The sequence below is a fragment of the Verrucomicrobia bacterium S94 genome (assembly GCA_004299845.1).
Taxonomy (GTDB): Bacteria; Verrucomicrobiota; Kiritimatiellia; order Kiritimatiellales; family Pontiellaceae; genus Pontiella.
Window position 1 is genome coordinate 637,861 of record CP036201.1, and the last position, 13,453, is coordinate 651,313.

Consider the following 13,453-nt stretch of genomic DNA (forward strand, 5'->3'; position numbering starts at 1 on the left):
CAGAAGGATACGCATCCCTCGAGGAAAATAAAGATGAAACGATTCACGACTTTATGGCACCGGCAGGCATTTACGCTCATCGAACTCATGGTGGTGATTGCCATTATCGGCATTCTTTTCACACTGGTTTCTCCGCAGATCGGTAAAGCACGGCTGAGAGGGAAGCTGACGCAGCAGGCACATCATGCAAAATCGATTGTGGAAGCGATCACGGCCAAAGAGGCGGCGAGCCGGTTCAGTCAGGGCTGGCCGCAGGAAGCTGAGTACACTTCTTCAACCGCTTTTCTGAAATCACTGGTAGAGGAGGGTTATCTGGATGTGGATTATGCCTTTTTTGCGGCACCGGGAATGACTCCGGCCCGCAATGCGGCTGAATTTTCGGCTGATAACAATGCGTGGTGTATTCTGAAAGGTGTGAATGATACGACGCCGGGCAACACACCGGTCGTTTTCCTTCGTAATGTGAACACGGCAACAGGATTTCTTCCGGATGAAGTGCCTTTCGGAAATAAGGGATTTGCCTATGCCACCAAGAACGGGGAAGCCGTAATTATCGGCGAGGGGGAAATCTCCAACGGAGACTGGGGATCGATTTTTGTGTTTCCGGACGGGGTGACAGTGGATGTGCTTTCACCCTGAGTAAGAAAGTGTTTTGCAATGAAAGCTCCGTTGGGTATGTTCCGCGGAGCTTTTTTGGAACTGAATTAGGAGAGATTGAATGAAGATTCTGGTTGTCGGTAACGGCGGACGCGAACATGCACTGGCCTGGAAATTGGCGAATGACAGTGCGAAACCCGAAATTTTCTGCACGCCGGGTAATGCCGGTACCGCTGAACTGGGAACAAATCTGGATTTCGGAGCGACTGATCTGGAGGGGATTAAAGGCTGGTGTCTGGAGCATCGGCCGGATCTGGTGGTGATCGGCCCGGAAGCACCGCTCTGTGCGGGATTGACCGATATTCTGGAATCGGAAGGGCTCCGTGTGTTCGGGCCGAGGAAGGCGGCCGCCGAGCTGGAAGGTTCCAAACAGTTTGCCAAGGAAGTCATGAAAGCGGCCGGTGTGCCGACTTCCGCCTATGAAACCTTCACCGATCCGGACAAAGCGTGCGCCTATGTCCGGGAACGCGGGGCTCCGATTGTGGTCAAAGCCGACGGTCTGGCAGCGGGTAAAGGCGTTACCGTGGCTGAAACAGTCGAACAGGCTGAAGCGGCCATTAAAGATGCACTCGAAGGCAATGCGTTCGGCGATGCCGGTTCGCGCGTGGTGATCGAGGATTTTCTTGTCGGCGAAGAGGCGTCTATTCTGGCGCTGATCGATGGTGAACATGTGGTGATGCTGGCGTCGTCGCAGGATCACAAACGGATTTTTGAAAAAGACCAGGGTCCCAATACCGGCGGTATGGGGGCGTATTCGCCGGCCTCGATCGTGAACGACACTGTATTGAAAAAGGTGAAGGAAGAGATTTATGACCGCACGCTGGCCGAATTGAAAAAGCGTGGCATTACGTATAAAGGGGTACTCTATGCGGGCCTGATGATTGAAAACGATCAGCCGAGCGTGGTGGAATTCAACTGTCGTTTCGGAGATCCGGAAACACAGGCGGTGCTGGCCCGTTGGGATGGCGATATGCTGCCGGCGATCAACGCTGTGATTGACGGCACTCTTTCGGAAGATCTGATTTCGTGGAAAGACGAGCACAGTGTCTGTGTGGTGATGGTGGCCGGAGGCTATCCGGGAGCCTATGCCAAAGGGGATGAAATTCAGAATTTGGGGAAAGCCAATGCGGTGGATGATACCGTGGTTTTTCATGCCGGTACTGCACTGGAGGGTGAAAAAGTGGTAACGGCCGGCGGGCGCGTTCTCGGCATTACTTCGTTGGGGCATGATCTGCTGGATGCTCTTTCAAAGGCCTATATTGCGGTGGAGACCATCAGTTTCAAAAATCTCTATTACCGTAATGATATCGCTCACCGGGAACTGAAGCGTCTGGGTATCGATTTTAATAACGAATAGGAGATTAATTGTGGCAGCAAATAAAAAGTCTACCGTGGCTATCGTCATGGGCAGTAAAACGGACTGGCCGGTCATGGAGTTCACGCGTAACACGCTGAAAGAATTCGGTGTCGAAAGTACCGTAAAAGTCATGTCTGCGCACCGCACCCCGCATGAAGCGGTTGCGTTTGCGGAAAAAGCGGCGGATAACGGATATGAAGTCATTATCGGCGCCGCCGGCGGGGCTGCACATCTCTGCGGGGTGCTGGCAGGTCACACCGTTCTTCCCGTGATCGGGGTGCCGGTTAAGGGCTGGTCACTTGACGGAATGGATTCCCTGCTTTCAACCGTTCAGATGCCTAAGGGGGTGCCGGTCGCCACGGTTGCCATCGGTAAGGCCGGGGCCATCAATGCCGCGATTCTGGCGGTTCAGATTATGGGCGGGGCTCATCCGGAGCTGCGTGCTAAAATGGTTGAATACAAAAAGGCTATGGCCGAAGAAGTTATCGCGGCCGATGCTGAACTTCAGAAGGAGATTGGCGGCTGATACAATATGTATAGTCGGACTCCCGGGGAGTCCTTGCATATCCGATGGTTGGAATTTTTCAACCATTGGATTTTTTGTGTCAGTATAGCAGCTCAGCCGTGGATGTGCTTTGAGCATGACCGGATACGGTTTGTCTCATCACGAATCGTTTTTGGGATCCGACCCTGGTCGGAAGGTGTCGGAGAAAACCGGCTCCGGTATCATCGAACGGTGGCGGGGTTTTCCGTGGATTATTCCGCGATTTTATCCCAGAAGCCGCGAGGTTCCTGACTGATCCGCCAGAAGGCGATTCCCCGGGTGGGGCGTGAGGCATAAAGGTCCATTTTTGCGTTGAGTGACGGCATGGATTCAAAGTGGACATTGATAGTGACGTTGGTGGTGTATGAATAGGAGCCGCCTTCTTCGGGGGTGCTCTCCGGTCGGGCTCCGCGAATGCGCAGGTCGGTCCAGATTTCAGGATTGCGCATGGCTGTGGCGGTTTTTTCCTTCTGCCAGGAGCGACCGTAGAGCGGAATGCCCATGACGAGCTTTTCGCCGGGGATGGTCGCGGTGGCGTAGTCATAAATATCCCGGCACCAGGGCAGGGAGGCGATGGGTCCGGCCGGGCCGCTGCGATAGTGTTCGTCATAAGCCATGACCACCACGCGGTCAGCCACTTTTCCAATGAATGGATAATCGAAGGGATCTTTCGGATTTTTCTTTTTGTGGTCCGCCCAGCGGGCCATTACCGCAACGCTGAACAGCTTGTCTCTCGGCAGGGCTTTTTTGACGGCGATAAGAAACTTGAGATAGTTGGCGCGGTCTTTGGAGCTGATGGCCTCAAAGTCGATCTGCAGACCGTCGAACGGTTTGCAACGCTCCGCAATTCCATCAATAATGCGCTGACGAAAAGGGAGGTGCGGATCAAGATAGAGATGGGACAATGTGGTGTTCCACGGCATCGTGATAACGAGATGATAGCGCGTTCCGGGGGCTGCTCCGGGGAGATTCGGAGGGGTCATATGGCCGCCGGTGAGGTAGCCGTCGGGGTCGACCGATGCGCTGAAACAGCCGATGTCGGTGATGGGCGATCCGATCGGAAAATATTTTTCCTCGCCTTTCATGAGATAAGCCCAGGTTTCATCAAATCCGGCCCGGGCGGAGAGTGCGGTAAAGAGGAGCAGTAGGGTAAGTCTGAAAATATTCATGCACCCACGGTATGCGGGTGCATGAAACGTGTCAAGAATCTCTCTTTATGCCGCACCGGCTTTGGAGTTATTGCCGTTATTGGACATGCTGACTTCAGAGCCGACCTGTTTGAAGGGGAAGGTCAATGTGATGGCACAGATACCGGCATCGCGCTGTTCGATTCCGGATGTTCCGCCGAGCATGGAGAGATATTTGCGGGCAAGCGTTAATCCATATTTTATATCGATCACTCCCTCGGATTCGTTTCCGAAAATTCCGGCCAGCAGTTTATCGTCCACCTGCTCCGGCGTATAAGCCAGTTCAAAGGCGATACTGACAGATTCCGCATCGGATGCCGTTTGTGTTATATGCAGACCCAGCCGGCCTTTACGGGTTTTTCGCAACGCGTAGCCGAGCAGAATCACAAGAATTTTTTGCACCTTGTCTTCGTCTGCTATAACCAGTTTCGGTACGTTGTTTGAGTCCTGATATTGAGCAAAGCTCAATGCGAAAAACAGGTTTTTCGCTTCTGCATGTGCGGTGTACTGACGTTCGATTTCATTCAGCATGGTATGCAGATCAAACTGCGTCTGACGGACCTGAATGTCACCATGACTCAACTGGTTCAGCTCGGCGCGGTAGTTTAATGAATCCATCAGTCCGTAACAGCTACGGCCGGCGTCGGCAATCTGAAGTCGCTGTTCCGCAGAAAGATTATTTGATTTTTCCAGCTGGCCGGCGGTTTCCACTACGGGTTTCAGAGCGTCATTAACCATATCGCTGAGTTCGTTGATGAGTCTGCTGTTGGTCTGGGTGACAGCCTTTACCTCTCCCAACGATCTGTTGAGTTCTGCCTGATAGGCCTGTTCTGTTTCTGCCAGTTTCTGTTCCGCTTCTTTCAGCCGTTCGGAAATGGCATTCTGTTCCTTTTTCAATTTATCGAGAGCTGCGTCGCGGTTTTTAACGGTGGCTTCCGATAGTTTGAGTTCCGTAATCAGGTCCGCTTCTTTCTTCTTAGCTTCCTCGATTTCCCGCTTGAGGGCTTTGGTTTTTTTTCTGAGAAGCTCGTCGCTGTCCTGCAGTGTGGCACGGAATGTAACTTCAAGCTCGCGCAGTTTTTTTTCGGTTTCATAGCGATGGTCGGTTTCATCGCGAAGGGTGGCATTGAGTTTTTCAAACTCAATTTCGTTGGCTTTGATCCGACCCTGCAGCTCTGTTTCACGTTTGCGGAGCATCTGCTCTGATCGCTGAAGCCGTTTTATTTCTGCTTTAAGATCTCCGGTCTGCTGGGCAACAAGACCTTTCTGGCCATCATATATTTCCTGCATCTTGCTTTGTGCAGCCTTATAGGCGTCGACCACTTTACGGTATTCTCTTGCAGCTTTTTTCAGTTCACTGTTACGGGTTTCCAGGTTTTTCGCGAGTTCATTTTTCTCGGCCATCAGACCTTCGATTTTGACCTTCATGTCCTGAGCGGCTTTTTCCATGCTTTCCAGTTTTTTCCGGAGATCGGACGTTTCCGAGGCAATCATTCTGGAGCGGCTTCCGGAGAGCTGCTGTACTTCGGCCTGTGCTTCTTTAAGTTCTGCTTCGAGCTTCTGTTGTTTCCGTCGGGCTTTCTCCATAAAGTTTTCACGAACGCGCACCTGCTCTTCGAGACGGGCTTTTTCCGCTTCAAGTTCATTTGCTTTTCTGCGGATTTTGACTTCACCCAAGCGGATGTCGGCGATGGTCAGGTTCATTTTTTCGCGTTCCTGATTAATCAGCTCCTGCTGTTTCTGCGTGAGCTGTTCCATCTTCTGTTCGATTTCGTTTTTCTTATTTTCGGCCCCTTCGCGGGCCTGAAGCTGTTCTGCGTAATCTCTGCTTTTCTGGTTCAGCGTCCGTTCCAGCTCTTTGATCCGCTTTTCCTGATCCTTTTCATGTTTCCGCATGGCTTTTTCGCGCATTTGAGTCTGAACCAGTTCCTGTTTAATCGCATGGGTCTCTTCTTCCAGCCGCTGATTGAAATCTTTGCGCAGGGCTTCAAGTTCATTCATGCTGTTCAGCAGTTTGTCGGCTGCCGCTTTACGTTCAGCAACCTCTTTCTCAAGTTCCAGAGCATGCTGTTCCGTTATGCGTTTGACCTGCTCCTGCGTGCTCTCAAGAAACTCTTTGGTGCGGGCCAGCTGGTTTTCAGCTTTTTTACGCCCGCTATGCTCCGCTTCGAGGCGGGTCTGGTGTTCTTCATTCAGTTTGTCGAGTTCGCGCTCGTGCTGTTCTTCAATTTCCGCAAGTCTACCACGCAGTTTATTCAGTTTCTTCTGCAGGTTGTTTAACTGAGTTTCACTGTCTTCACGGCGGGCGGTTTCCTGGGCATAGTGCTCTTTGATTTCAGCCAGATTCTCTTCGAGTTTACGCAGTTCATCTTCCTTAATCTGCAGTAGTTCTTCCCATTTCTTGCGTTTATCCGTTTCCGAGTTGAGTTCATTCAGGCGTTTTGAGAGCTGTTCTTCAAGCTGCTGCTGCCGCGAAAGCAGTCCCTGTTCACTGCGGCGGAGATTTTCCTCCACCTTTCTGGCCTCGGCCAGAGCCTGTTCAAATTCCTGCTCTCTGGCAGCCCGATCGTCTTCGAATGTATCCAGTTTGCGCTGTACCTCGACCAGTTGTGTTACATAGCGGGCATTCTCTTTTTTGGAATCGGCCAGTTCGTTCTGTGTATTAACGAGTTTGGTTTCCATATCCATCCGTTCGTTCAGTGCGCGTTCTTCACGCTTTTTCTGACTGGTGATATTGAACGAAAGGCCGATCACTCCTTCAACCAGGCCGTCTTTGGAGACCAACGGGATCTGGTTGTTTTCCATCCAGCCCTGCTGACCCTGTGTATTGTATTTGCGTTCGCAACGTTGCAGGGTTCCGGTTTTCATGGCCTTGATGGCCAGTACGTCGTAGTCTTTAGGAGTTCCCGGCATAACCTCGTAAATGGTCTTTCCGATCCATTCCTCCTGGGCGATACCCGTGCGTTCGGCCAGTTTTTTACTGGCATAGAGATACTGGCAGCGGGTGTCTTTGACCTGCACATCGGCCGGCAGCGAATCCAGAATACGCTGCAGAAACAGAATTCGGCTGTTGCGTTCGGCCAATTCACGTTTATGGGAGCTTATATTACGCTGAACCCCCAGATGCCCACGAGGTTTCCATCCTCAATTATGCCTCTGACTTCATGCACGAGATTGACGCGCGTACCATTGGCATCGAGGCGGATCGATTCAATGTTTACGGCCTTAAAATCATTCCGTATAAATTCCTCCAGAGTTTTCAGGTTCCGGAATAATCCGCAGCCATCCTCCATTTCACCGATGGTTTTTCCGACCAGTTCATCGGGTTCGACACCGTAGAGTTTAGCAAAGGCTTCGTTGCAGTCCCCGAGAACCAGGGTTTTCATGATTTTTTCAGCGATACTATCCGGATTGGTATTCAGCGAAACAGGGGACTTCGGTACAAGGCGGTAAAATCCTTCGGAAGAGGATAACAGGTAGTTTTTAACCCGTCGGGTTTCTGCCTCATGATCCGCAAGGGTTTTATGGAACGGTGTAATATCACTGACCCAGAAGATATAACTTTCAACATCCTGACGCGTATTACGTACGCGCCGACCGCGGCAGATAACATGCGATATGCGGTCGCGTGAACGCTGGAACCGGAACCGGTGCTCAAATTCGCTCCCGTCCTTTTCCGTAAAGCGCCTGCAGGCTTCAAGAAACCCGGTGCGGTCGTCCGGATGAACGGCACAGTGAATGCCTTCTTTCATGGCTTTCTTGGGATACAGGCCTGACATTTCCTGCAGCGCCTGATTGATGTAAATGCATTTTCCGGCGCGATCGAGCTGAAACATGCCCACGCCGGCCTCAAAAAGTATGCCGTCATAGCGGGTGTTCGTGGCCTGATGGCTGTTGATTTCCGCTTCGAGCTTTTCGTTGGAAGCTGAAAGCCGGGTGCGGGCCACCTTCAGCTCCTCAGCCAGATTATCGAGTTCTTGTTTGGTATTTTTGTATCGCCGCTGAAACAGCAGGAATATCGAAACTGCAACCACCAGAAGAATACCGATAAAAAGATAGGATGTAATATTCAACTGGAGAGGAACGATCAGTGCATCCACCCGCTGGGCCTGGCCTGTGCGGGGTAGAAGCAGAATGCTGAACATCAGAGCCGCTCCTGTATATTTTAATGCTGCTGGTCGTTTTTTTACTGAAAAAAAATTCATGGGTCCGCCTTTTCAAATCTACTATAAAACCAAAAAGTAAATAGCAGATCATATGCCAATGATGTCGTGCAGCTGTCGAGAAAAAGAGGGTATGTCGGTGGAAGCGACAAAAAACGGCATGCCGTGAGGCATGCCGCTAACACTAAAGGAGAAGAAATGTTTTCAGGGCCCGGAATTTTCCGGAAATATGAACTTATTTGCGTTTCTTTTTGTTGTTTTTCTTCGTGGAACCGGGGTTCTGCTCCGGGGCATCCTGTTTCGGGATTTCCCCGGTTTCGGGAACGGTCGGGTTTCGGCGCAGCATCAGCATGGCTGCTCCGACGAAGGCGATATAGCCGGCAACGGCACCGGTTGAAGGTGTGCTGCCGTTTTCCGGCGTTTCAGTAGAAACGCCTTTCTGCTGCATAATCAATGCAAGAGAGGAGTTGCCTCCTGCAGCTGGAACAGAAGCGGGAGCAGCTGCTGGTGTCGGAGCGGATGCGCCGGTGCCTGGGCTGCGCATGTTTTTCAGTAAGGATTCCAGTTTGCGGGGCTGGGCACCGGTCGATGAAACGGTGGATGCGGCGGAAATGCGGTCGATGGCCGCAAGCAGCTGTTCCTTGGTTTTCACTGCGGAATCGTTGCGTTCGTCTTCGGCACGCACAATGACCAGTTTTTCCTGGATAATCGGTGTGGTGAGACGGCAGCCGGGTGCTGCAACAAGCCGGTTGTTTTTAATCATGGCTTTAATGGCCTCTTTCTTGTGGGCCACGGGCATGGTGTATTCAAAACGGAGTGTTCCGGCGGCACCGAGAATAATTCTGCGGCTGGGGTCGGCATTAAAAGTCTTGAACGGATCCTGTTTGGTTTCAATACGAACCGTGCCGCTGAGAATATGGATTTCGGCGGATCCTCCGGATTTGGCCTCTGTTCCGATTTCAAGTCCGGTGATCCGGTAGGAGGAATTGTCCTGAAGAAAAACCTGGCCGGTACCGGTTCCTGCTTTGCCGATACAGAGTTCGCCGGAGATATTGGAGCGCCCTTTTAGGGTGACCGATCCTTTGGAAGCCGATGTGCCGAAGCCCTTGGCTGAAAGTGCCAGGCGACCGTTGATTGAGACATTGTCATGCAGCGTCAGGCCGGCAAATCCATCACCGGAGGCAGGAATGTTTATGGTGCGCTGATGCGGGACCTGACTCCACAGGTTGATGTTTCCGTTGCCCTGCAGGATGAGCTCCTGACCGTATAGGTGCATGCCGTGGTTGAGCTGCACTGTGCTGTCGATGTTGATTACGCTGATCGGTTCGCGAAAATGGGCCGCTTCATCCTCGCTCGGGACATGGTTCAGTTTCCATTTATATTTATCGGTCCAGTTTTCGACGTTTTCTCCGCCGCGCCATTGGTTGATCTGCTGTGCTACGACCGGGGTTCCTCCCAGAACCACGGCTGCTGCCATTCCCATTAGTCTCAGTTTTTTCATTATTTACCTCACTTCTTCCCTAACAGTGGTTGCTACGGAGTAAAGCAGGTTGCGTGCCTATAATTTAATGCTTCGGAAATTATTGTTATTTGCGCTGAAATCGGCGTGCGACAAATATGTGGCACGCAGTTTGCTACTAAGCTTCCGTAATTTCACACGTGAAAATGAAGGTTGGGTAGATGAGCAGCGTAGATAAAATTATGGTCTCCAAAGACAACGGCCGCCTGCAGATTCCTTATAAGGATTATGTTGCGCTCATGGAGAGAGTTAAAGAAGGACAGCGAATCCGTGAGGTGAAGAACGCTGTGCTGGCCGACTTGAAGCGGGTACTGGGGGGCACAGTTACCGCTGTCGAGGTTCAGAAGAAAGTTGCAGCTGCACGGAAGGATATTCCGACAGTTGCACAGGTAAACCGTAAAGCCGCTGAGAAAGGTTCGGACAAAAGCGGCTCCGGGACTCCGTCTGTCCGTCCGGGAACCAAAGCCGCCGCGGAGCCGGGCGGAATTCCGGAAGGTATGGAAGTGCCGCCCATCAAAAAAGATGTCTCTGCACATTTCAATAAACTCGATGAGTCCGGTCGTCTGTTCAGTGTTTTCAAACAGTATTATGCTTTCCTGAACGATGCCTGCGGCGGAACTGTGCGGGTGACGCTGAAGGATGGAATCTGCAGTTTGTGGAATTATGATGAGTGGGAAGAGTTTGCCTATATTGATATTTTCGAAGGGCAGTTGAGAGTCTCACTCGATCAGCGATACACCGATGCCGTGAAGTCGCTCAATCTGTGCGAAGCACCCCGCCTGCTTTCCAGTCGGCTGAACCTGGTCTGTGTCCAGGTCAACGATCTGAATAACACCATGCTCAAAGTTATGGCTAAAGCCTTCGAGGAGGTTGGCCTGACAGCGAGTTAGGAATAGGGAGAAAAACATGAATAAGAAAACAAACATCATAATGATTGTGGCTGCGGCCATAGTGCTTGTGGCACTGAACGTGGGAGTGTTCATAGCTGCAGGCAACGGTGCCATTTCGCCGATTAACAACATCCTGTTGTGGGGCGGATTTGTGGTGCTGAATGTGGCATCTATACTGTGGGCTATCAGTCTGCTGGGTCTGCAGCCGCTTGTGGTAACGTGTTCCTATGTGGCCGGTGGCGCATTGGCCTATTTCGGCGTCCGGAATATGACGGAGATCAGTGTAGCCGAAGTTACCACTGCAGGGGCCACCTACGGTGCATTCGGTGCGCTGGCTATCGGCAATGCTACAACGAAGGTGCGTCTGGCCTTTTTCAATAAAGGACAGGTTCCGTTTATTTTTGTAATCATCAGCCTGCTGGTGATCGATGCCGGGCTGAACAGTCAGATTTCAAGTGCAGGTGTTCCGGTATTACTGAATGCGGTCGCGCTCCCGTTCATTGCGGCCGGAGTGGTCGTCGGATCAATCTGGAGCATCATGAATAAATTCGGTGTAGGTAAAAAAGCGACCGACGTACTCGCTGAGCGTGATGCAGCTGCCGCATTGGGGGCAACCGCCACAAGCGAACAGCAGATTGTCATTCCGACATCTGAAACAGCACAGGCTGAACCTGTGGCTAAGCCTCGGCCGGTGAAGCAGAAACCGGCTCCCCGGAAAGAAGCGGAACCGCTGATTGCCCCGGCTGTTAAAACGGCCTCTAAACCGAAGCCGAAAGCCGCGCCGAAACCGAAACCTGTGCCTGTTGTGGCTGAAGCCGCTCCGGCTCCGTCGAAACCGGCAGCGAAAGAAGAACCGTTTTTCCCGCTTGAACTCGATAAAGACGAGGAACTCAATCTGACCGAGAAGGTTGAAAAACCGGAATTCGATATTCCCGTATTCGATGCCGCGCTCTATGCCTCCGGATCGCAGGAAGACAGCGATGACGGTGGAGTGATGGTTCAGGAGCCGGCAGTCTCCGTAGAGACCCAGCCCGGAAAATCAGTTGTCGATGAGGTTCCCGAAGTGGACGTCAAATCCGAGCCCAAGACGGAAAAATCCAAAGGGGATGACTTCCTGGGCGGGCACCTCGACCTGTTGAACAGATTGAAATAAGCGAAATTAAATATAACGGATAAAAATAAGGAGTAAGCCATGGATAACGATAACGTACAGATCTTCTACGATGGAAACGGAAACGCAGTTGCAGTTCAGATGCCGATCTCGGACTACGAGAAAATCATCAAAAGTGCTAAAGACGCAGTTGAAGCCAAGGATGCCATTGCGAAGGCTGTAGACGCACTTCAGGGCGTTCTCTAAATCCGGGTTCCATAACCCGCTCGATAAAGTTTTCCAATACCTGCAGGTAGCAGGGGTTGGAAAACTTTTTTTTTGCTTTTTTGATATTCAGTACGGATATTGGATGCGTGTCCATGTTCGCCAGGCGGACAACGTCATTTTAAAGAAGAGTAGGAGGGCGGAGTAGACATCATGGGCGGGTTCAACAAGCTTCAGGGCATTCTGGCGGTTGCAACGGTTCTTCTGGCCGGGAGCATGAAAGCTCACGCGATTCTGCAGCCGGCCAGCGTCCGGATTGATCGGCTGGTTAATGATAAGCTGACTGAATGCAATATCCGGCATTCGGAAATCTGTACGGATGAAGTGTTTCTCCGCCGTGTTTATATCGACATGATCGGCACGCTCCCGACCGTGGAGGAGGCTGAACGGTTCCTCTCCAGTAATGCGCTCAGTAAGCGCGAAGCCTTGATTGAAGAACTGTTTGAACGTCCTGAATTTTCCGATTACTGGGCCATGAAGTGGTGCGATCTGCTCCGCGTAAAGGCTGAGTTTCCCAGCAAGCTCTGGCCGAATGCGGTGCAGGCCTACCATCGCTTCGTCCGGACCGCACTCAGGAATAATATGCCCTATGATGAATTCGCACGGCTGATGCTCACCTCCAGCGGAAGCAATTTCCGCGTGGCACCGGTCAATTTCTACCGAGCCATGCCGCAGCGCGACCCCGAACAGATTGCCGGTATTGTTGCGTTGACTTTTATGGGCATGCGAACCGATGCCTGGGAAGAAGAAAAGCTTAGGGGCATGGCCGCTTTTTTCGGGAAAATTGGATACAAAGGTACCGCGGAATGGAAAGAGGAGATTGTTTTCTATGACCCCTCCAAAACCTACTGCTATCCCGATTCCGAAAAACCGGTGCCCTGTGTGCTGCCCAATGGTACCGTGGTTGAAGTCGGTGACAATGAAGATCCGCGCATGGTATTCACGGACTGGCTGATCGGCAGCCGGGTGTTTGCCGATAATATGGTCAACCGCATCTGGTATTGGCTGCTGGGACGCGGTATTATTCATGAACCTGATGATATTCGGCCCGATAATCCTCCGCAGAATCCGGAGCTATTGGCGTTTCTCAGTCAGGAGTTGGTCGACAGCGGCTACGATCTGCGTCACATCTACCGGATTATTCTCAACTCTGCAACCTATCAGCGCTCATCACTCCACAACGATTCAAACCGCGACGATCTGGAACATTTTTCGCATTACTATATCCGCCGTCTCGATGCGGAAGTGCTGATTGATGCCATTTGTCAGATCACAAAAACGACCGAGTCCTATTCATCGGATATTCCCGAACCCTTTACCTTTATTCCGGAAAATCAGCGCGCCATTCGGATTTCCGATGGAAGCATCACCAGCCCGTTTCTGGATCTGTATGGTCGCCCGTCCCGGGATACCGGCTTTGTATCGGAACGGAACAATACCCCTTCCGCCGCGCAGAAACTGCACCTGCTGAACTCCTCGCATATACAGAATAAAATTCACAGGAATAAAGCGCTGCTCGGCATGCAGTACAAAAAGGTTAAGGGGAAAAAGAAACCGCAGGTTCAATGGAAAAAACCGGAGGAAGCCGTTGAGCAGATGTATCTGACCATTCTTTCCCGTTATCCCACGGCGAAGGAAACGAATGCGGCGATTGCCTATATACGGGAAAGTGGGCTCAACCGCTATGACGCTTCGGTGGATCTGGTCTGGGCACTGCTCAACAGTAAGGAATTTATTTTCAGGCACTGAGTCTGAAGGAGG

The 13,453-nt window shown here is 51.7% G+C and carries 10 protein-coding genes; 6 read left to right on the plus strand and 4 right to left on the minus strand.

Annotation, left to right across the window (positions count from 1 at the left end):
• The first annotated feature begins 33 nt into the window (after positions 1-33).
• The 3 genes from EGM51_02840 to purE all read left to right on the plus strand — a co-directional run bounded on the left by EGM51_02840 (position 34) and on the right by purE (position 2,540).
• Positions 34-639, plus strand: coding sequence for a type II secretion system protein (locus tag EGM51_02840; GenBank protein ID QBG46382.1), 606 nt, complete (start codon positions 34-36; stop codon positions 637-639).
• 79 nt (positions 640-718) lie between these two features.
• On the plus strand, positions 719-2,014 hold the full coding sequence (gene purD / locus EGM51_02845) for a phosphoribosylamine--glycine ligase (GenBank protein QBG46383.1): 1,296 nt from the start codon (positions 719-721) through the stop codon (positions 2,012-2,014).
• 46 nt (positions 2,015-2,060) lie between these two features.
• Positions 2,061-2,540: a 5-(carboxyamino)imidazole ribonucleotide mutase gene (purE, locus tag EGM51_02850; protein QBG49230.1), complete on the plus strand. Its 480-nt coding sequence runs from the start codon at positions 2,061-2,063 to the stop codon at positions 2,538-2,540.
• 230 nt (positions 2,541-2,770) lie between these two features.
• Here purE and EGM51_02855 read toward each other — a convergent pair whose 3' ends face one another.
• The 4 genes from EGM51_02855 to EGM51_02870 all read right to left on the minus strand — a co-directional run bounded on the left by EGM51_02855 (position 2,771) and on the right by EGM51_02870 (position 9,409).
• Positions 2,771-3,727 carry a hypothetical protein gene (locus EGM51_02855; GenBank protein ID QBG46384.1) on the minus strand — a complete coding sequence of 319 codons (957 nt, stop codon included), beginning with the start codon at positions 3,725-3,727 and terminating at the stop codon, positions 2,771-2,773.
• A gap of 45 nt (positions 3,728-3,772) precedes the next feature.
• Positions 3,773-6,868 (minus strand): PAS domain S-box protein, encoded by a 3,096-nt coding sequence (locus tag EGM51_02860; protein ID QBG46385.1) that lies wholly within the window; start codon positions 6,866-6,868, stop codon positions 3,773-3,775.
• A complete protein-coding gene (locus EGM51_02865; GenBank protein QBG46386.1) occupies positions 6,847-7,950 on the minus strand; it encodes a PAS domain S-box protein in 1,104 nt (367 codons plus the stop codon). Before EGM51_02865 ends, EGM51_02860 begins: the two co-directional genes overlap by 22 nt.
• A 193-nt stretch (positions 7,951-8,143) precedes the next feature.
• Positions 8,144-9,409: a hypothetical protein gene (locus EGM51_02870; protein QBG46387.1), complete on the minus strand. Its 1,266-nt coding sequence runs from the start codon at positions 9,407-9,409 to the stop codon at positions 8,144-8,146.
• A 179-nt stretch (positions 9,410-9,588) separates the two neighbouring features.
• Here EGM51_02870 and EGM51_02875 point away from each other — a divergent pair, with 179 nt between their 5' ends.
• The 3 genes from EGM51_02875 (at position 9,589) to EGM51_02885 (ending at position 13,441) form a co-directional block, all read left to right on the plus strand.
• The gene (locus tag EGM51_02875) at positions 9,589-10,317 is read left to right on the plus strand and encodes a hypothetical protein (GenBank protein ID QBG46388.1); all 729 of its coding nucleotides are present in this window, start codon (positions 9,589-9,591) and stop codon (positions 10,315-10,317) included.
• 16 nt (positions 10,318-10,333) lie between these two features.
• On the plus strand, positions 10,334-11,470 hold the full coding sequence (locus tag EGM51_02880; GenBank protein QBG46389.1) for a hypothetical protein: 1,137 nt from the start codon (positions 10,334-10,336) through the stop codon (positions 11,468-11,470).
• A 375-nt stretch (positions 11,471-11,845) separates the two neighbouring features.
• Positions 11,846-13,441 carry a DUF1553 domain-containing protein gene (locus EGM51_02885; protein QBG46390.1) on the plus strand — a complete coding sequence of 532 codons (1,596 nt, stop codon included), beginning with the start codon at positions 11,846-11,848 and terminating at the stop codon, positions 13,439-13,441.
• Positions 13,442-13,453 lie beyond the last annotated feature (12 nt).